The following is a 17,879-nucleotide window of genomic DNA, read 5'->3' as shown; positions in this document are numbered from 1 at the left end:
CTTTTTACTACCGTCTTTTTGAAAAATATGAAATCACAAAGCCAATTAACACAATCGGCAGTATAATCGGAATCAAAACCCGCAGAATGCTGAACAGCACTGCCAGGATCACTAATACGATTACCAAGATCTGCCAGGTTTTCATTGTTTTGCTCCGGCCAAAAGATCTGCCCCGGGATTCCTGCGGATCTGTCTCATAGGAATACGCAGTGCCGCTGTCAGTGGCCTCACTGCATCCCTGCGTATCGATAATTGTCCTTGCTATCAGAAGGGGATCTCCCAGCATCTGTATCACATCCTGCTCGGCAATGCCCGTTCTAACTTTATCATTAATATACTGGCTGTAGTAATCTATGTTCTCTCTTACTTTCCCCGGAGGGATTTCCCCGGTTAACTTACTTCTTAAAGTATCTAAAAATTCCCCTTTACTCATTTGAGTGACTTTCCATCCTTTCCTGCGGTAACTCATGGTTCTGTCTAATCTGCTGTCTGCATTCACAGCTCTGGGATACATATTCCGCCCATTCGCCGAATGCCATCACTTGCTTCATTTCTGTTATTATATCATAGGGCCGCTAAGATACAATGGTATTTTTTCTGAAGGTTTTATAAACAGAATTAATTTTTTATTTCTCTAAAAAACACAGGCCTTGCCTTCACCTCAAATAGAAAATGGACTATAATTTGTACTATAGTCCATTATGCCCAAACCTTACTTTGTAAATTCCTGTAAATAACTTTATTTTCCCGTGCGGTAAGCAGCCTCCAGAATATCCAGAGTCCCCTCAATTCCAAACCGGCAGCTGTCCACGGATAAATCATACCGGCTCAAATCCCCCCACTTCTCATCTGTATAATAATTATAATAGTACCTTCTCTGCTTATCCATCTTCCGGATCAGTGTGGCTGCCTCCTTCTCGTCCACAGAAGCCCGTTCCATAATTACCTTGATCCTCTCTTCCAATGCTCCGTATATAAATACTTTGATGCAAGAGGGATAAGCTCTCAGTACGTAATCTGCACACCTTCCCACAATGACACAGTCTTCTTTTTTGGCCAGGTCGCGGATTACCTTGGACTGCTCGCTGAATAAAACGTCATTCATTGGTTCAAACCGGAATCTGCGTTCCATCTGCACATCATCCTCAACCGGATATCGCCAGGGGTTGGCCCGTTTTTCATCTACTTTTCGCAATTCTTCGTAAGGTATGGAACTGTTCTGACCAGCCAAATCCACAAGCTCACGGTCATAATAATGGATTCCCAGCCTTTCTGCCAGTTTCTGAGCTATAATTCTGCCGTTGCTTCCATATTGTCTGCCAATAGTAATAACTCTGTTTCCCATCATATGCATCGCTCCATTCTCTTTGTTTTGTATGATCTAATCTTATCATATAATTCATATTCACTCAACGGAATTCTCTTAACTATTTTGTATATGTCGTGTATTATTTTGTCAATTTTACCATTTTTGAGTTAACACAATTTCATCCTCTCCTGACAGCATCAGAAAATTTATTTTTTTAGAAAACCTATTGACAACTAATATTTTCTGTTGTAAAATAACTAATGTTGCTACAGGACAGCAACTAAAGTGTGCGTTTAGCTCAGCTGGATAGAGCGTTTGGCTACGGACCAAAAGGCCGGGGGTTCGAATCCTCTAACGCACGGCAAAAGCCTTGTTTATTAATTAGACAAGGCTTTTTTTGTGTTTATTTGCCCATATACCTTCCAAATGTCAGCAGGGCTTCCTTCTGTTTCGGAGTCAATGTCTTTGGAATTCCCACTTGGAGTGTTACATAGATATCGCCTCTGCCTCCTCCTGTTTTCTTGGGAGCCGGAAGTCCCTTGCCTGCCAGGCGTATTCTTGTTCCCGCCTCTGTTCCGGGCGCCAATGTGTAAGAGACAATCCCCTCAAGAGTCTTTACATGTATCTCTCCGCCCAAGGTCATAGTTACAAAATCCACACTCATAGATGCATGTATATGATAATCCCGCCTCTCAAAATGAGGATGCTCGTCAATGAGCACAATTACAAACAAGTTCCTGAGCTCCCTGTCAAAACCTGGCTCGCATACAATATCCTGAAAAAAATAAAACTGACCGGGACAGGAGTTAGGAGGTATCTTCACTTTAACCTTTTGTGATACCATAATATAACCTCGTCCCCCGCATTTGTGACAGGCCTTTTCCGGAACCTCTCCGGTTCCCTGACAGGTACGGCAGGTTTCTTCTCTCCTCCCGGAATCATATCTTGCATTTACATATACCATGTTTCTTCCGTGTCCCATACATTCCGGACACACTTTCCCCCCTGTACCGGGTTCCTTTCTGCTTCCGTGACAGCAGGGGCATTGCTCCTGATACTGAATAGCAATCTCCTTTACCACTTCCTTCAGTGTTTCTTCCATGGTAAGATGTACTGCTGCGCGAATACTGGATGGGGGAATCTCTTCTGGCTCCTCTTCTCTGGTACGTCCTTCCCCGCAGGCCCCGCAGTGTCCTTCCTTTGTGTGGCTGTGGCTGCTTCCGCTGCTGTGATCATGCCCGCCGCAGGAACCGCATCCGGAACAGTCTTCTTCCTTTTCCTCATAAGAATACGTATACTGATAATAAAAACTGTTTCGTCCGTGGCTTTTCCGGAAGGCCTCATGTCCCATATAACGATATTGCTGCCGCAGCTTTGGATCACTCAGCACCCTGTATGCCTCAGCAATCTTCTGGAACATTTCTTTATTTTTCCCGTCACTGTCGGGATGATACTTTTTTGCCAGCCGTCTGTAAGCCTTTTTGATCTCAGACTCGTCTGCATGGTAAGAAACTCCCAGTATCTGATAATAATTCTCCGTCACCATACAATCACCTCCCGTCCTGCAGAGCTGACAGGGCCATTTTAATCCACAGCTGGCTGTTTTCTAGATCAGCAATGGACTTCTGCAGATAGCCTTCTATCTCTTCCATCCCTGACAGCTTCACCAAGGATATTAATTCATCCAGATGCAACAGATTATTTTTATTACAGATATCTACCTGCTGTATATATTCCAGAATAGAACCTGGCTGATTCCATATCTGCTTTTGGCTGTAATGATACTCCATGGCTATCCCTCCGTCTCTTGTACCCTGCTCTGCTTTCCTGCTTATCTATATTTTAAGTCAAATGATACGGAATATCAACTAAAATCATCCAATTTCCTAATATTACTTTTTCCGGATTCCAGAATCCTCTGTCCGGGGAACCAGGATCTGGTATGTATCAATATCCAGATAGGTTCCAAACTTATACCCTGCCTCTTTGACTTTTCCACAATAGGAGAATCCCAATTGTTCATGGAGCTTCAGGCTCCTGTCATTACTTCCCGTGATAACGGAAACTACTGTATGGACAGCAGGATTCTCTCTGGCAATCCTTAAGATTTCCTTTATCAGCTCTGTCCCGATTCCTCTCCCCTGATACTTTCTGTGAACGTAAACCGACAGCTCTACGGTGCCCAGATATGCTTCTTTTTCTCTGTAGGGAGATAATGTGGCATATCCTACCGCCCTGCCATCTTCCTCCCATACTCTTAAAGCATAATTGCCGGTATGAAGAGCATACCATGCTTCCCACTCTCTTATAGTCTTTTTCTCCAAATCAAAGGTTGCCGTCCCATAAAGTACCTCATCATTATAAATCTCCAGCAGCGCTTCTAGATCTTCGCGCCTTGCTAGTCTTATCATAGCCAACTCCTCCGTCTCAGCAATTTTTTGTTATGCCTACAGTATAAGCTTATCTTAGCCTGTTGTCATCTGGTAATCTCTCCGTTTCTGCGCTATAATGGATCAATACATTTCTGTTCACCTTGTTCCCGGCAGTATGTTTTGCCGGGAAGCACCGTGTGAATAGCAAGGAAAATGAACAATAATTACAGGAGGAAATTATGGGACTGACAACACTATGTTATATTGAAAAGGATGAATGCTATCTGATGCTCCACCGCATCATGAAAAAAATTGATATAAATAAGGATAAATGGATCGGCGTGGGCGGGCACTTTGAGGACGGTGAGAGTCCGGAGGAATGTCTGCTCAGAGAGGTGAAAGAAGAAACAGGCCTGACGCTCACCTCTTATTCCTTTCGGGGATTGGTTACCTTCCTTTCTGACCGCTGGCAACCGGAATATATGTGCCTTTATACGGCAGACAAGTATGAAGGAGAGATGATATCCTGTGACGAGGGCATCCTTGAATGGGTACCCAAAGAACAGCTCTCAAAGCTAAACCTCTGGGAGGGTGACCGCATATTCTTTCGTCTGCTGGAAGAGAATGATTCCTTCTTCTCGTTAAAACTGCGTTATGAAGGAGATACCCTTGTAGAGGCCTGCCTGGACGGCACTGATATCCTCCATTAAAAGAAGCCGGGGAATGAACTCCCCGGCCTTTCCAGTCTAAAATTTTCCCTCCGCGCACAACTTCCATGTTTTTACTGTCTGTTCTTTTAAAAACTGTATGAATCCTTCAATATTTGAGGTCTCGTCAAACTTATGCAGCTCTGCAAAATACCTGTCTTTATCCTCCACGAATATAATTGTAGGCGGATAGTTATGAGTGATAAGATAATAGTTCATAAGTATCTCCCCTACACGTCCATTGCCGTCAGCAAACGGCCGGATCTCTTCAAAGTTCAGGTGAAAATAGGCCGCTGCCCGAAGGATTCCATCCTGACTGGTCTGATTCACGGTGGAACATACATCCTCCAGTTCTACGCGCACGGCGCAGCCCCCTTTTTTGAACTCTCCTGCTCTCTCTCCTTTGGTATATATCTCACTGTCATAGCATCTGTCCATCAATTTTTTATGTACTGCCCTCACCAGTTCTACAGACAGAGGCTCTCTCGATTCTACCTTATCCTTCAGATAAACTGCCATATACTTTTGATTCTCGATCTCAATGAGCGTATGCAGGTCTCCGGTAAAGTTAGAAACCCCTCCGTGTTCATAGATTCCTTTTGTCGCCTCAAGGGTTGTCTGCGGGTTGCCAATGGCATTGCAGTGATATGCGAACAGCATGCAGAATTCTTTTAATTCCAGTTCCGATACCTGATTTGCCTGCCAAAATGCTACAACATCTTCATACATAAGAATCAACCTCCTGTTTTCTTGTGTGTAAACGGACAGCCCCCACCGTCCGTTTACCGTCTGATTTGCTACACTACTTTCTCTAAAAAGACAGCAGACGGTTTAAAGACTTCTATGAAACCCCACAATCACTGATAGATTTCTTTCAAACTGCTGCTTGCACTCATTCTACCACAGAATCCCGGGAACAACAATACAAATTTCAACTTTTTTGGTTTACACTAAAAAATTTTTGCATTCTTTTTTATACAATCTATTTTTTCTACACTTTTTAACCACATACACCTTAACCAAAACTGGCTTGGTTAAATATTCTATATCTGGTCTTTTTAATATATCCACTTTTATGATATGATATCATGCATAGCAAGAAAAACGCGTATATCTGCTTACGATGCAATGCACACTTATAAAATACACAAGGAAACAAGGAACTAAATTATGACGAAGAAGATTGCTGTAATTAACGATTTATCCGGATTTGGCAGATGCTCACTCACGGCTGCCATATCCGTGCTGTCGGCCATGGGGGTGCAGGCCTGCCCTCTTCCCACTGCTCTGCTCACTGCCCAGACAGGCTATCCCAGTTACTACTGTGATGACTATACGGATAAAATGGAGCATTACCGCCGGGAATGGAATAAAATGCAGGTGAATTTTACCGGGATCTATACTGGATATGTGGCCAACGAGCGGCAGATCCATGAAATTTTTTCATTTCTGGATACCTTCTATCAAAAGGAAACCTTTCTTCTGGTAGACCCTGTGATGGGGGATAACGGACATACCTATGGAATGTATAATGATGAGCTTTGCCGTCTGATGAGATTATTAGCCGCGAAGGCAGATCTTATAACGCCTAATCTTACAGAGCTTTGTCTCCTATCCGGTACCGATTTCCATGATCTTCCGGAATCAGGAAAGCCACAGGCCCTTCTGGATACAGTGAGAGAGATGGCCCAGGCACTCTGTGAAAAAGGAACCAAGTCCGTAGTGGTGACCGGAATTCATTTTCAGGATCTTGCGGACGGCAGCAAAAAAATAGGGAATCTTTATGTATCTCCTCTGGAAAGCGGTCTGGCCTCCTTCCCTGATATGGAGGGCAGTTTTTCTGGTACCGGCGATCTCTTCGCCTCTGTGCTCGCCGGGGGATATGCACGGGGAGATTCTCTCTCTCAGGCAGTCCTTCTCGCCGGTTCTTTTCTGGAAGACGCACTTAGGGATTCTGTCAGAGAGGGGATCCCTTACAACGATGGGGTGAATTTTGAAAAATATCTGTATTACCTGCTGCCGAAGCAGTAAGAGAGGAGAATAGAGGATGAAAGAACAAAATACCAAAACGACTGTACTGCTCACGTTAACAGGACTTTTTGCCTCCATGATTACAGTAATGACCGCCTATATCTTTCACGTCCCTTATGGGGCAAACGGCGGATACATACATTTCGGAGACGCTTTGATCTATGTGGCAGCCGTAATCCTGCCCCGTCCCTACGCACTGGCGGCTGCAGCCATCGGAGGCGGCCTGGCGGATCTGCTCACTGCTCCTATGTGGGCGCCTGCTACCATCATCATTAAAATGTTGATTGTACTCCCATTTACAAGTCAGGCAGGAAAGCTTTTAACAAAAAGAAATATCATCGCACCTTTCCTCTCCGCTCTGCTCTCAGCTGCGGGCTATTACCTGGCAGATTACATCTTGTTCGGTGCCTTCGGCGCACTACTGGCATCCCTCACAGGCAGTGCCATCCAATCCGGGGGCAGTGCCCTGGTATTCTTGGTGTTCGCAGCTGCCCTGGATAAGGTCCACATCAAGTCCAGAACAGAGCAGTTAATCCATCCGATGAAAAAAACGGCTCACGCCGATTAGAAAGGAGCCTTTTACTTATGGCTGAAATCTTTTATACATACAAGCATCAGGTGTATGCTAACATTACAAATAAGTGCAACTGCAGATGTACCTTCTGCATCCGGGGACAGGAGGAGGGAATTGGGGATGCCCAGACCTTATGGCACCAAAAGGATCCCTCTCTGGACGAGATTCTGACTGCAATGAATACGTTTGACTTTACCGGATACAAGGAACTGGTCTACTGCGGCTATGGAGAACCCACCTGCGCTCTGGAGAATCTGCTGGCATCTGCAGCTTATGCCAGGAAAACCTATGGGCTGTCCATACGTGTAAACACAAATGGCTTGGGAAATCTCTATCACAAGAAAAATATCGTCCCTCTCCTGGCAGGCACTGTAGATGCTGTCTCTATCAGCCTAAATGCGCCGGATGCAGAGAGATATAATGCCGTATCCCGTCCGTTTCGGCCGGATGCCTTTCAGGGGCTTCTGGATTTTGCTACCGCCTGCAGAGGAAACATTCCTTCCGTAAAGCTTTCCATCGTAGACGTACTGCCCCCTGACGAGATTAAGGACTGCCAGGCTCTGGCTGATTCCCTGGGGATCGAACTTCGGATCCGGCATTTTTCCTCCTAGACAGCAATTGCCGGTTCTGCGGATTGGAGGCGGCAGGGGGCCATCCCCCTGTTCGCTCCTCCCAGATGTAAAAGCTTACCCTGATAATTAAATAGTCCATGCAAATAAATTGAAGCTTTATCTGTCCCGCAGCCTAACCTCTTAATCACTCATTGATTTCCTGTATTATATTCCCCTTTACAATCTCCCGGGAGGGTAGTATGACCGCCGCCGTACTTACCAGCAGATTTACCCCTATCACCCCGGCGATAATCCCCGGGCTCACACTTCCTGTAGGCTGAAGATAGCGGTAAACATGGACCATCAGATACAGAAGAACTTGCTTTGCCGTCAGGTACACTGCCAGCATAAGAAGGCTGGCAAAGATTCCGTATAAAATCCCCTCCCGCAGCATCATTTTATAAAAGCCCGAATCTGTAATGCCCATAGCTCTCAGAATCCCGAATTCATGGCGCCGTGAGAGCACCAGATACTGCATGCTGTTCATAATATGAAACATACTGATAACAAGGATCAGCAGAGAAATTCCATAAAAGAAATACATTTTCTGCTGCAGATATGCATTCTGTGTTTCAATAGCCCCTGTATAGTCCTGCAGCATACATTTGGGGATATCCTTTATCTTCTGAGCCAGGGCCCTGCCCACATCCTCCCCCGAAGCCTGCTTTTCCTTCTGAATGCATATTCTGTTGTAACCCACTATCCCGAAATTCTCTTCCATCTGCGCATTAGTCATTATCAGCCCCAGGTCTGAGGTCCCGTCATCCCCTATGAGCTGATCATTTTTCCCCATTGGCCGGCTCACGATGGCCGCAATGGTGAATTCCTTTTTCTCGTACCACGAATCCTCCTCCAGAAACCGCAGCACAGTATCCGGCACATCGGGACTTTCGGGGACTTTCACGGTTAACGTATCCCCCGGTTTCAGATCCAGCCCCCCATAATTCCCCTGACCATCCATCCAGGTTTTCAAAATTACAGCATTATCCTCTAAAAGACTCTTGGGATCGTAATGTCCCTCCAGCAGATAGTCCTTCAGTTCCTCCAGCATACCGTCATCATAACCGTAGATATTACATTTCATCCGGTAATTTCCGCTCTCGTCTCTCAGGCACCTGCCATTATACTTTTCCATCACCATGGGATCTGGCTTCCATCCCGGGTCATCTGCCAGCTCGGCGCAGTACTTATCCCACAAGACCTGATTCTTTTCCAGGGGGATCTCCCCCAGATAGTAGCTTACGGGATAAGCCGCCGCGATTCCCGGAATCATTGCGATCTCTTCTGCAGTTTTCTTTGGAATCATATAAGCCAGGTTATCGGACTCCTCAAACACCTGATATTCTGAGCCCAATCCATCATCTGTTTTAAAGGAAAGCTCATTGTGAATCTGTGTATTCACTGTAACATAGCTGCAGCAAAGGAAAATACATCCTCCAAGAGCCAGAGAACACAAAATACTGATAAAGGTTCCTCTCCCGAATAGCATAAATTTTCTGGTTAACACACCGGTTAGTCTGCTGCTGTGAATGCTGTGAATTTTCCTGCTTCTCCCTCTGTTCTTTATTTCTTTCTTCAGCATCTGCATTACTGTGAGTCTGTATATCCTCCCGGCTATTTTCAGGCATACAGCCAGCAGAAGGATTACCAGCAGCACTCCCCCAAAGCAAATAGCATATCTGCTCACATAGAAGTCCCCGCTCTCAAATGACGCATTCACCTTAAACGCTTCTGTGTTCCCTACATGCACTCCATTCTGCATCGTCCCTGTATCTTCGCGCACAAACACCTTATCGAATTTAGAGTACAAAACTTTGGCTGTGCTGTTTCCCAAGAGACAGCCCAAGGGATACCCTAAAATTAGAATACCGAACAGCTCTGCTGAAAGCACCTGAAAGATCTGGCTCTGGCTGATTCCCAATGTTTGAAGAATCCCATACTGTGAGATCCTTTTCAAAACTGAAATATGAAATACACTGTAGATGATGAACACACAGAAGAGCCCCAACCCCAAAAGGATCCCTTTCTCCTGCAGATGAAAATTTTCTTTCATACTGGCAAGTATATAAGTAAGCCTTCCCTCTGGAAGTGAAAAACCGGTTTTCAGAATAGAAAAAAACAATTGCATATTTCCGCCCCCCAGGTATTCCACCAAGGCGCTGTTTGTACGCATATGCTCCGCAGAAATATGCAGCTCTTTTATGAATCTATCTGCCTGGGGATACAGCTTTCTTTCTTCATCAAACTTTAGATAATAGCATTTGGGAATTCCTTCTCCGGGAAAGTTCTTACTGACAAAAACCCGCATCTCACCTACATCTGCGGACCATTGATTTTTCAGGATTCCGCACAATGTATACACTTTTCCGTTTAATTCCACAGCTTCCCCCAGTTCTGCATCCAGCCCCAGGTTCGTAATAGTATAGGTATCTAAGGCCACCTCCTCCCTGGACTTGGGATATCTGCCTTCTTCTATCTCCTGTCCCAGCATGGCAAGATATTGCGTATCCCCATAGAGAAATGTCAGTTTATAGGGTTCTTCCTCTACACTTTTCTTTTCCATCACTCCAATCTCCTGGAGGTCCCCTTCTCTGTCTTCCCCATATTCCCGAATCATTTTTCCCTGCTCATCCGATGCATACAGATAGTAGTGCCAGTCCCCGTATACCTGCCTGTCTTTTTCCAGACTACTCCTTTCCCCGCTGTACACCAGAGAACCGATACCCGTTAAAAGCGCTATGGATAAGACTATCCCCAGAAAGATTGCAAATGTCTGTTTTTTGTAATATGTCACATTTTGAAATGCCAGCTTTACCGCAGCCTTCATGAGAGCGTCCCCTCCTCTCCGGAAAGCTGTCCGTCCTTCATACACAGGACTCTGTCACAGCTCTGTGCCAGTGCCTCATTGTGTGTTACCATCAGGATAGTCTGGTGATACTTTTCCCCGCTGGCTTTCAGAAGTCCCATCACATCCTGAGTGGTAACCGAGTCCAGATTTCCCGTAGGCTCATCTGCCAGCAGTATGGCGGGCTTATTGGCAAGTGCCCGGGCGATCGCTACCCGCTGCTGTTCACCGCCCGAAAGCTCTGCGGGATATTTTGTTCTTTTTTTCCACAAACCCAGTTCTTTCAGTATATCCTCTATATACTGGTGATCCACCCGCCTCCCCCGGTCAAAGGTTACCGGCAAAGCTACATTGTCATATACATTCATCACCGGCATCAGACTGTAATTCTGGAATACAAAGCCTATATTTCTTCTCCTGAAGATTGTCAACTCTTTCTTTTTTAAGGCTGCCACATTGTGATCCCGAATATAGATTTCACCCTTTGAAGGAATATCCAAACCTCCAATCAGATTCAGAAGTGTACTCTTTCCGGAGCCAGACTGGCCTACCAGAGCAATGAATTCCCCCTGCTTTGCGGAGAAGTTCACCCGCCGCAGGGCTTTGACTGCTGTCTCCCCTGTTCCATAGATTTTCTCTACATTCTTTACCTCTAATATCTTCATACGGACTCCTCATTTCCTGTCTTGATACCTCTATTGTAACAGCAGGTTCTTTCAGAAATCCTACAGGAATCTTTTCAGTTCTTACAATTTTGTAAGAATACCTGAAAGCAGCTTCCTCTCCCGTACTCGGACTCCACAGTAAGATACCCCTTTTCCTTTTCCAGAATCAATCGTGACAGATAGAGGCCGATACCGGATCCCTCCAGATTTCTCACATCATTGCTTCTGTAGAAACGTTGAAAGATACAGGAAAGCTCTTCCTTTGCTATTCCCCGTCCGTTGTCGATGATTTCCAGTTTACTGTAGAGTTCATATGGGACAAGGCGTACAACAATCCTTCCCCCCGGGTCCGTATATTTTACGGCATTCTCCAGCAGATTTCCCAAGACTTCTGCCGTCCATCTCGGATCGTGGTATAACGTGCTATCCGGAAATTCTTCTGTAGTAATCTTTATGTTTCTGCGCTGTGCCTTTTCATAAACCCCGCTGAGGGCCCTGCTGAGCGTTGCTTTTATATTTTTTTCTTCCGGCTGCACCCGAATAACCCCGTTTTCCAGATTCACCATCTTAAATAGGGACTGGAGAATCCAGTCTATCTTCTCAGACTGTGTCTTCAGCTTTTCCAGGAACTTCTTCCTCTGCTCTTCTTCCAGGGACGAACTTTCCAGAATCTCCTGATACATCATAACATTGGAAAGAGGCGTCTTAAGCTGATGGGACATATTGGAGATTAGGCTCTTCACCTGTTCTTTTTCTTTCCTGGCAGACTGTACTTCCAGATTTAACTTTTCCTGAATCCGCCGGGCTTTGTGTGACAGCTCTGCAATCTCCCCCTCCTCCAGATCTGACTGAGAAACCGGGCGTTCATTTAATATCTCATCCAGCATGCATTCTATCTGCCGGTACTGTCTTTTACTTTTCTCTCTGTAATACCATACAAGCCCAAGGCATACAGCACAGCAAAGTATTACAGCAGCAGTCTCGTTCATGGTATTTCCCTCCACAGATACCCAAGCCCATGCACCGTTTTTATGTACGCAGGATGATCCGGATCGTCTTCTATCTTCATACGGAGTCTGCGTATATTGACAGAGACGGTATTGTCATCCACAAATCTGCCCTCGCTGTCCCAGATCCTTTCCAGAATCTGCTCTTTAGCCAGAACCTGTCCCCGATTTTCCAGAAGATACGTCAACAGCTTATATTCCATGGCAGAAAGTGAAACCTCTTTTCCACCTTTGTGCACTTTACAGCTGTCCTTATCCACCACAACTCCGTTAGAACTCACCTTATTCTGCTTTTCTCTGCGTTTCAGAAGGTTTCTAAGCCTTGCTCTCAGAACAGAAAGGGAAAAGGGCTTGCGCATAAAATCATCTACTCCCAGTTCCAGGGCTTTGATCTCATCCATCTCCGTCTCCCTGGCAGTAAGCATGAGCATAGGAATCTGGGAAAATTCCCGGACACGACCGCAAAGCTCATATCCGCTTCCATCCGGAAGATTACAGTCCAGGAGAATTAAATCAGGGTCCCTTTCTTTTATAAGTTCCATTCCTCGCTTAATGGTACCTGCCCCGAAAGCCCGGTATCCCTCTGTCTCCAGCATAAATAAAAGTCCTTCTAACAAATCACTATCATCTTCAATTACAAGTATCTTATTCATAGTCACCTCCGGAATCACATAAAAAGGGACGAAGAACACCCCGGTTCCCGTCCCTTTCTTGTTATGCTACAATATTTTGAGGATTCTCTGACAGAAATCCCTGTATATTGTCTTTTAGAATCTGTACCAGCCGTTCCCTTGTCTCTAATCCCTTCCATCCCATATGAGGGGTAAGGATTACGTTTTCCAGGTTATACAGGGGATTGTCCTCTGCAGGGGGTTCGGTCTCCTGGACATCCAGGCCGGCACCCGCAATCTTCTGCTCCTGAAGCGCCTGAATCAATGCCTTCTCATCTACCAGAGCACCTCTGGAGGTGTTAATCAAAAATGCCGACGGCTTCATCAGTTCCAGTGCTTCCCGATTAATAATATGCTTTGTCTGAGGTGTCAGCGGACAGTGCAGAGATACATAGTCACTGTTTTTCATCACTTCTTCGAATGTCGTATACCGCATGCCCTCCTCATCCGTACCCGGCGTTCTGGTGTAGATCAGGATGTTCATTCCCAGAGCTCTTCCAACTTTTATCACTTCCCGCCCGATATTGCCGGCACCAATAACGCCTAATGTTTTTCCGTTTATTTCCACATGCTCTACCTGCAGACATTTGGTAAAATTACGCTTATCTCCCCCGGCCAGCATACGCATCTGTTTCTGCATGGATGAACTGAGATTCAGCAGCATCATTACCGCTGTGTGAGCCACTCTGCTGGAACTATAGGCCGGTATGTTGCATACCTGAATTCCCTTTGCCCTGGCGGCATCCAGGTCGATATTATTATAGCCCGTTCCTGCCTCACAGATAAGTTCTACAGAATCAGGAAACTGTTCGATTATCTTCCTCTTTAAAGGCATCTCTTTGGTCACAACAATCCTGTGCCCCTGTATTCGCTCCAGAATATCCTCTTCCCTGGTATCCCCATATACGGTTACTTCACTGGCTAACACAGAATAATCAATCCTACCGTCATAATTTACCTTTTCCCCGTTTAAAACTACTACCTTGTCGCTCATAATTTTTCCCTTCCCGCTCCATTTATTCTGATTGCATTATCTTATTGTATTTTAGTATACCACATTTTAATCGGGCAGGAAAGACTTGAGACAGGGAAGCTTACCCTGCATTCCCCCCAAACCTTCTCTGATATTCCGGAATCCTCTCCAGGCCATCCCCCAGAATCTGATTCTTTACATATTGTATTCCCCCTTCCTCCGTAAATCTTACGGTAAGCTCATGACTCATTGCCTTATCATTCCCCGTCATTACACAGACTGCATCCACCGTCAGTGTAACCGTACCGTCTTCATTTTCCCTCATGTCCGTAATCTCAGGCTCCGAGTTCCCGAATGCATTGGGAATATAATTGCCGCAGCCAAGCCTCACCCACCCATATCTCTGCTCCTTTGGATCATAAACCGCATATTCCTTCAGCTGTTCTCCGGTAACCGGCAAATATTTGGTAAGCAGGTTCTCGAACTCTTCGCCGGGGATTCCCTCTCCATACTGGTCCGAGGGAAAATTTTTCTGATATTCCATAGGATACAAATATTGAAAAATTCCGTTATAATCCAGTTCTTCCATATGATTCTCATCCCAATTGGAACAGAATAGATTATTTCCCTGATATCCTACCGGTTTCAAATATTTTGCTGCTGTCTCTCTGTATTCTTCTTTTATGGGCTTTACCCGTATGGTAGTATTACCGTTCATAATACTGTCTGTGATATCCGGCGCTTCCGGCAGTTCATAGCTGAACCAGCCCTTCTCCGTGTACACCCAGTCTCTTATCCGGGTATAAGAGGTTGCAGAGATCAAAGGGGTAACTGAGCTGCTCCAAGCTGCATTGGTATACCATACATATATATGTTTCCCGTCAAATCTAAATTTTTTTCTTCCGATTCCCCCGTCTGGGTAAAGCTCAAAGAGAGTTACCTCTCCCTCTTTCCCATTTACAGAAGAGGTCAAAAAGCGGTCCATGTGCTCATAGTTCTGCATATTATAACCATATCCCAGATCGGCAGCCGGGTTTCCTAACTCTTTTAGCTCTTCCAGCATTTGCCTGGCAGTCTCTCTCCCTATAGCTCCTCCGGAAGCATTCCCACAGCCGGCATTAAGATACGTTTCCCTTACTTTTTCCATTGCGTTTTGGCAGTCTGCCTCTGCTTCTTTCCTGTCTTTATCCTCAACAGGAAGATCATACCCTCTTTCCGAACCACACGCTCCCTTGCTATCTTCAGATGCCGACTTTATAGTTTCTGCTTCCTGACGGGTCTCCGGCTTATGGTTCTCTTTTTCCTGGCAGCCCCCCAGCAGAAGCAAGCCGATAAGGAGCACCGGCTGCCACAAAGCCTTGTACCCTTTTACTGTGTGTTTCTCCCCATTTTCCATAGGAATTTCATTTCTGTCTTTCATCGTACCTCCCCCATTTATTAACTTCGAATATTGTATCTTGTCTTCCTCTGCAGCATATTGTTTGCATTCCCTACACATGTAATATTTCTGTTCAAATGTATCTGCCAATGCTTAAACGTAAACTCTTTCTAATAAATATTACACCTGTAATATTTAAAAATCAAGCATATTCGCTCATTTTTTCTTTCACCAGGAACTTTTTTTTCTAATCCTCAAAGCATTCCTGCTTTCCTGCACCCTGAATTCCCGGATCTGTTCGGCAATCAGATTATAGTCCCTCTCAAACAATTCCTCACTCATCTGCGGTTTCAAAATCTCAGCAGGAATCTTCTCCCCTATCTTTTCAATAACAAACTTTTTGCTTTTCTCCTTATACTTTGCCATGCCGTTCAGATTCTGGATATGAGCCAGCTCCGGCCGCCACAGAAGGGATAACTGTTTCTTCAAACTGACCCCTTTATTCGCCTGCATTTTGCGATACATATAGAAATCAATGGAATTGTCTGCCTCCTCAGCTGTTATAATTCCCCACCATTCAGGAACATGCTCCTTAATATGTATCCCATGAGTTGTGCCAGTCACAACAATATTATAATCGAAAAAAAGATCATAATCCTTAACTTGTCCTGCAAGTCGTGCATACGTATCTGCGTCGCTCTTAATCTCGATTCCCACCAGTGCTTTCTCCATTACCATTACAATATCAGCCCTGGATTTTCCTATTTGCTTTTCTTCTAAAATTCTTACCTTCCCAAAATAGCCCTCCAAATAGTCAAATAGAGGCTCTCTTAAATCCTTATCATATAACATACGTTACTCCACCCTTATCTTACCGTGAAACAATTCTGTGTGAGGATGGTCTACATCTGCATGGTATATATTAATATGATATTCATCCCCGCTACGGTTTTTAAAAGCTGGAAACAAAAATCCGGATTCAGGTGCTTCCGCCTCATATTCACCATGAACCGGACAAATGGCACCGATTAGAAAAGAATATATTTCTTCTGAATCCCAAAGAGCTTCCTTATCATTTGCTTTTAACGGGACATCATATGCTCCAAAAAACAGATAAACAGCATACGGTCTATCTGATTTATACCGTTCACTGACAAAATCATAAAAGGTATCCAGCAGAGCATCATTCTTTAATTCACATGACTTTAGTCCCATAAAAAGCTGCCATAAATCCCCTGAACCTTTTGCCTCTTCAGTGAATCCGTACTCTTTAATATTTACATTTGTATTGGCAAATGGTATTGCCTTTGCAATTTGCAGATTGGCGGCCTGATCTGATGGTGATAATTTCAAAAAATTAGTATTAAAAGTACCGTCTATATAACCTTCCTCGTCAATATATGCTCCTGCAATCCTGCTAAAACAGTTTCTCTTCACAGTCATACGCCGGGTAAGCTCTAACATATCCTCTCTGTTCATTTTATTCATTCTGTCTTTTCACCCTTCCTGCTTTTTAGTTCTTTATGTATAAATGCATTATAGCGCGGAACCGCCTCCAAAGCTACCCCGTTCTGCTTCTCCAGCAGTTGGGGCGTAGACAAAAAAACCTCAGATTCTTATGAATCTGAGGTTTTTCGCTTAAGTGCCGCAGACCGGAATCGAACCGGTACGAAGTTTAACCCTCGCAGGATTTTAAGTCCTGTGCGTCTGCCAGTTCCGCCACTGCGGCATGTCCTGATACAATCACGGCTCGGACTTTTCCGTGAAAATGGGACCTATAGGGCTCGAACCTATGACCCTCTGCTTGTAAGGCAGATGCTCTCCCAGCTGAGCTAAGATCCCATAATCAAATTGTTAGTAATTCCAGCGACCCAGAAGAGACTCGAACTCTCGACCTCCGCCGTGACAGGGCGGCGCTCTAACCAACTGAGCCACTGGGCCATAAACCTATTAAATTAATACAATGGACCTTCGGGGACTCGAACCCAGGACCGACCGGTTATGAGCCGGTTGCTCTAACCAACTGAGCTAAAGGTCCAAAATAACATGTGTATTATTCACAAGTCCGAGAAGACCTCGCCAAGTGTTTCATACAAGCCGATGATCGGACTCGAACCGATAACCTGCTGATTACAAATCAGCTGCTCTGCCAATTGAGCCACATCGGCAATAGTTATTGCCGACAACATAACTATTATCTTACATAATTAGTTATTTGTCAAGTGACTCCAAGGGGATTTGAACCCCTGTTACCGCCGTGAAAGGGCGGTGTCTTAACCGCTTGACCATGGAGCCTTCTCGTTTCTTTACAGTAAAAAAGCTCCCCGAGTTGGGCTCGAACCAACAACCCTTCGGTTAACAGCCGAATGCTCTACCATTGAGCTATCGAGGATTACTTCTCTTTATTAAAAGTATTTCCATACCTTCAAAACCACATACACGATTATACATCTTTTTTTTCCACTTTGCAACACTTTTCCGTTGTACTTAGATTTGCCTCTTACCAGTTCCGGCTCAACTTGCGTCTCGCCTCACTGCCTTTGGCTTTCCCTAAGTGTTCAGGTCAAGCCCTCGACCGATTAGTAACAGTCAGCTCCATGCATTGCTGCACTTCCACCTCTGCCCTATCTACCTCGTCGTCTTCAAGGGGTCTTACTTCTTCTAAAGAATGGGATATCTCATCTTGAGGGGGGCTTCACGCTTAGATGCCTTCAGCGTTTATCCCTTCCCGACTTG

18 protein-coding genes, 8 tRNA genes and 1 rRNA gene are annotated in these 17,879 nt (G+C 45.0%); 5 read left to right on the top strand and 22 right to left on the bottom strand.

The annotated features are described in order from the left end of the window. Window positions 1-7: 7 nt before the first annotated feature. On the bottom strand, window positions 8-514 hold the full coding sequence (locus BUA56_RS16685; RefSeq protein ID WP_072853785.1) for a DUF1700 domain-containing protein: 507 nt from the start codon (window positions 512-514) through the stop codon (window positions 8-10). Window positions 515-739: 225 nt separating this feature from the next. Then, entirely contained in the window at window positions 740-1,348 is a 609-nt protein-coding gene (locus tag BUA56_RS16680) for a cytidylate kinase-like family protein (protein WP_341443513.1), read from the bottom strand. 248 nt (window positions 1,349-1,596) lie between these two features. Between BUA56_RS16680 and BUA56_RS16675 the strand changes: the two genes are divergently transcribed. Next, window positions 1,597-1,670, top strand: a tRNA-Arg gene (locus BUA56_RS16675). Window positions 1,671-1,712: 42 nt separating this feature from the next. Here the strand turns inward: BUA56_RS16675 and BUA56_RS16670 are convergent. The 3 genes from BUA56_RS16670 to BUA56_RS16660 all read right to left on the bottom strand — a co-directional run bounded on the left by BUA56_RS16670 (window position 1,713) and on the right by BUA56_RS16660 (window position 3,720). Next, the gene (locus tag BUA56_RS16670; protein ID WP_072853783.1) at window positions 1,713-2,855 is read right to left on the bottom strand and encodes a DnaJ C-terminal domain-containing protein; all 1,143 of its coding nucleotides are present in this window, start codon (window positions 2,853-2,855) and stop codon (window positions 1,713-1,715) included. A gap of 4 nt (window positions 2,856-2,859) precedes the next feature. Further along, window positions 2,860-3,099, bottom strand: coding sequence for a hypothetical protein (locus BUA56_RS16665; RefSeq protein WP_072853781.1), 240 nt, complete (start codon window positions 3,097-3,099; stop codon window positions 2,860-2,862). 102 nt (window positions 3,100-3,201) lie between these two features. After that, window positions 3,202-3,720, bottom strand: a complete 519-nt coding sequence (locus tag BUA56_RS16660; RefSeq protein ID WP_072853779.1) for a GNAT family N-acetyltransferase — start codon at window positions 3,718-3,720, stop codon at window positions 3,202-3,204. Between the two features lie 200 nt (window positions 3,721-3,920). Between BUA56_RS16660 and BUA56_RS16655 the strand changes: the two genes are divergently transcribed. Further along, window positions 3,921-4,391 (top strand): NUDIX hydrolase, encoded by a 471-nt coding sequence (locus BUA56_RS16655; RefSeq protein WP_072853777.1) that lies wholly within the window; start codon window positions 3,921-3,923, stop codon window positions 4,389-4,391. Between the two features lie 36 nt (window positions 4,392-4,427). Here the strand turns inward: BUA56_RS16655 and BUA56_RS16650 are convergent, their stop codons facing one another. Then, entirely contained in the window at window positions 4,428-5,117 is a 690-nt protein-coding gene (locus BUA56_RS16650; RefSeq protein ID WP_072853775.1) for a Fic family protein, read from the bottom strand. Between the two features lie 441 nt (window positions 5,118-5,558). Here BUA56_RS16650 and BUA56_RS16645 point away from each other — a divergent pair, with 441 nt between their 5' ends. The 3 genes from BUA56_RS16645 to BUA56_RS16635 are packed head-to-tail and all read left to right on the top strand — an operon-like array spanning window position 5,559 to window position 7,604. After that, entirely contained in the window at window positions 5,559-6,419 is an 861-nt protein-coding gene (locus tag BUA56_RS16645; protein ID WP_072853773.1) for a pyridoxamine kinase, read from the top strand. A gap of 16 nt (window positions 6,420-6,435) precedes the next feature. Continuing rightward, a complete protein-coding gene (locus BUA56_RS16640; RefSeq protein WP_072853771.1) occupies window positions 6,436-6,987 on the top strand; it encodes a TIGR04002 family protein in 552 nt (183 codons plus the stop codon). Between the two features lie 17 nt (window positions 6,988-7,004). Then, window positions 7,005-7,604 (top strand): TIGR04100 family radical SAM protein, encoded by a 600-nt coding sequence (locus BUA56_RS16635; protein ID WP_072853769.1) that lies wholly within the window; start codon window positions 7,005-7,007, stop codon window positions 7,602-7,604. A 145-nt stretch (window positions 7,605-7,749) separates the two neighbouring features. On the opposite strand, the gene BUA56_RS16630 is transcribed toward BUA56_RS16635, so the two are convergent. From BUA56_RS16630 to BUA56_RS16555, 16 genes are all read right to left on the bottom strand, one after another. Beyond that, window positions 7,750-10,431: an ABC transporter permease gene (locus BUA56_RS16630; protein WP_072853767.1), complete on the bottom strand. Its 2,682-nt coding sequence runs from the start codon at window positions 10,429-10,431 to the stop codon at window positions 7,750-7,752. After that, window positions 10,428-11,114 (bottom strand): ABC transporter ATP-binding protein, encoded by a 687-nt coding sequence (locus BUA56_RS16625; RefSeq protein WP_072853765.1) that lies wholly within the window; start codon window positions 11,112-11,114, stop codon window positions 10,428-10,430. The genes BUA56_RS16630 and BUA56_RS16625 overlap by 4 nt, the downstream gene beginning before the upstream one ends. Before the next feature lie 74 nt (window positions 11,115-11,188). Continuing rightward, window positions 11,189-12,103, bottom strand: a complete 915-nt coding sequence (locus BUA56_RS16620; protein WP_072853763.1) for a sensor histidine kinase — start codon at window positions 12,101-12,103, stop codon at window positions 11,189-11,191. Beyond that, window positions 12,100-12,774 carry a response regulator transcription factor gene (locus BUA56_RS16615; RefSeq protein ID WP_072853761.1) on the bottom strand — a complete coding sequence of 225 codons (675 nt, stop codon included), beginning with the start codon at window positions 12,772-12,774 and terminating at the stop codon, window positions 12,100-12,102. The genes BUA56_RS16620 and BUA56_RS16615 overlap by 4 nt, the downstream gene beginning before the upstream one ends. A gap of 61 nt (window positions 12,775-12,835) precedes the next feature. Then, the gene (locus BUA56_RS16610; RefSeq protein ID WP_072853759.1) at window positions 12,836-13,786 is read right to left on the bottom strand and encodes an NAD(P)-dependent oxidoreductase; all 951 of its coding nucleotides are present in this window, start codon (window positions 13,784-13,786) and stop codon (window positions 12,836-12,838) included. A 100-nt stretch (window positions 13,787-13,886) separates the two neighbouring features. Beyond that, entirely contained in the window at window positions 13,887-15,185 is a 1,299-nt protein-coding gene (locus tag BUA56_RS16605) for a DUF6070 family protein (RefSeq protein WP_084068041.1), read from the bottom strand. Between the two features lie 186 nt (window positions 15,186-15,371). Next, window positions 15,372-15,995 (bottom strand): sce7726 family protein, encoded by a 624-nt coding sequence (locus BUA56_RS16600; protein ID WP_072853749.1) that lies wholly within the window; start codon window positions 15,993-15,995, stop codon window positions 15,372-15,374. 3 nt (window positions 15,996-15,998) lie between these two features. Then, window positions 15,999-16,631: a DUF4317 family protein gene (locus tag BUA56_RS16595; protein ID WP_072853747.1), complete on the bottom strand. Its 633-nt coding sequence runs from the start codon at window positions 16,629-16,631 to the stop codon at window positions 15,999-16,001. A 155-nt stretch (window positions 16,632-16,786) separates the two neighbouring features. After that, window positions 16,787-16,872 (bottom strand) — tRNA-Leu (locus BUA56_RS16590). Window positions 16,873-16,912: 40 nt separating this feature from the next. After that, window positions 16,913-16,985: transfer RNA gene (locus BUA56_RS16585), tRNA-Val, on the bottom strand. Window positions 16,986-17,010: 25 nt separating this feature from the next. Beyond that, window positions 17,011-17,084 (bottom strand) — tRNA-Asp (locus BUA56_RS16580). 23 nt (window positions 17,085-17,107) lie between these two features. Further along, a tRNA-Ile gene (locus tag BUA56_RS16575) sits at window positions 17,108-17,181 on the bottom strand. A gap of 57 nt (window positions 17,182-17,238) precedes the next feature. Then, window positions 17,239-17,311, bottom strand: a tRNA-Thr gene (locus BUA56_RS16570). A gap of 55 nt (window positions 17,312-17,366) precedes the next feature. Then, window positions 17,367-17,438 (bottom strand) — tRNA-Glu (locus BUA56_RS16565). A 25-nt stretch (window positions 17,439-17,463) separates the two neighbouring features. Then, window positions 17,464-17,535, bottom strand: a tRNA-Asn gene (locus tag BUA56_RS16560). Between the two features lie 167 nt (window positions 17,536-17,702). Beyond that, window positions 17,703-17,879 (bottom strand): 23S ribosomal RNA (locus BUA56_RS16555); the annotation flags it as partial.

The organism is Lactonifactor longoviformis DSM 17459 (assembly GCF_900129135.1).
In the GTDB taxonomy this organism is placed as follows: domain Bacteria; phylum Bacillota; class Clostridia; order Lachnospirales; family Lachnospiraceae; genus Lactonifactor; species Lactonifactor longoviformis.
Note: the sequence above shows the minus strand (reverse complement) of the source record. Positions and strands in the feature narration are given on the sequence as shown.

What these genes read in the sequence shown, in the direction of transcription:
- BUA56_RS16610 (WP_072853759.1), bottom strand. Translation starts at nt 13,786, where the DNA reads ATGAGCGACAAGGTAGTAGTTTTAAACGGGGAAAAGGTAAATTATGAC.
- BUA56_RS16645 (WP_072853773.1), top strand. Translation starts at nt 5,559, where the DNA reads ATGACGAAGAAGATTGCTGTAATTAACGATTTATCCGGATTTGGCAGA.
- BUA56_RS16680 (WP_341443513.1), bottom strand. Translation starts at nt 1,348, where the DNA reads ATGATGGGAAACAGAGTTATTACTATTGGCAGACAATATGGAAGCAAC.
- BUA56_RS16650 (WP_072853775.1), bottom strand. Translation starts at nt 5,117, where the DNA reads ATGTATGAAGATGTTGTAGCATTTTGGCAGGCAAATCAGGTATCGGAA.
- BUA56_RS16660 (WP_072853779.1), bottom strand. Translation starts at nt 3,720, where the DNA reads ATGATAAGACTAGCAAGGCGCGAAGATCTAGAAGCGCTGCTGGAGATT.
- BUA56_RS16595 (WP_072853747.1), bottom strand. Translation starts at nt 16,631, where the DNA reads ATGAATAAAATGAACAGAGAGGATATGTTAGAGCTTACCCGGCGTATG.
- BUA56_RS16635 (WP_072853769.1), top strand. Translation starts at nt 7,005, where the DNA reads ATGGCTGAAATCTTTTATACATACAAGCATCAGGTGTATGCTAACATT.
- BUA56_RS16685 (WP_072853785.1), bottom strand. Translation starts at nt 514, where the DNA reads ATGTATCCCAGAGCTGTGAATGCAGACAGCAGATTAGACAGAACCATG.
- BUA56_RS16615 (WP_072853761.1), bottom strand. Translation starts at nt 12,774, where the DNA reads ATGAATAAGATACTTGTAATTGAAGATGATAGTGATTTGTTAGAAGGA.
- BUA56_RS16630 (WP_072853767.1), bottom strand. Translation starts at nt 10,431, where the DNA reads ATGAAGGCTGCGGTAAAGCTGGCATTTCAAAATGTGACATATTACAAA.
- BUA56_RS16625 (WP_072853765.1), bottom strand. Translation starts at nt 11,114, where the DNA reads ATGAAGATATTAGAGGTAAAGAATGTAGAGAAAATCTATGGAACAGGG.
- BUA56_RS16600 (WP_072853749.1), bottom strand. Translation starts at nt 15,995, where the DNA reads ATGTTATATGATAAGGATTTAAGAGAGCCTCTATTTGACTATTTGGAG.
- BUA56_RS16655 (WP_072853777.1), top strand. Translation starts at nt 3,921, where the DNA reads ATGGGACTGACAACACTATGTTATATTGAAAAGGATGAATGCTATCTG.
- BUA56_RS16640 (WP_072853771.1), top strand. Translation starts at nt 6,436, where the DNA reads ATGAAAGAACAAAATACCAAAACGACTGTACTGCTCACGTTAACAGGA.
- BUA56_RS16620 (WP_072853763.1), bottom strand. Translation starts at nt 12,103, where the DNA reads ATGAACGAGACTGCTGCTGTAATACTTTGCTGTGCTGTATGCCTTGGG.
- BUA56_RS16670 (WP_072853783.1), bottom strand. Translation starts at nt 2,855, where the DNA reads ATGGTGACGGAGAATTATTATCAGATACTGGGAGTTTCTTACCATGCA.
- BUA56_RS16605 (WP_084068041.1), bottom strand. Translation starts at nt 15,185, where the DNA reads ATGAAAGACAGAAATGAAATTCCTATGGAAAATGGGGAGAAACACACA.
- BUA56_RS16665 (WP_072853781.1), bottom strand. Translation starts at nt 3,099, where the DNA reads ATGGAGTATCATTACAGCCAAAAGCAGATATGGAATCAGCCAGGTTCT.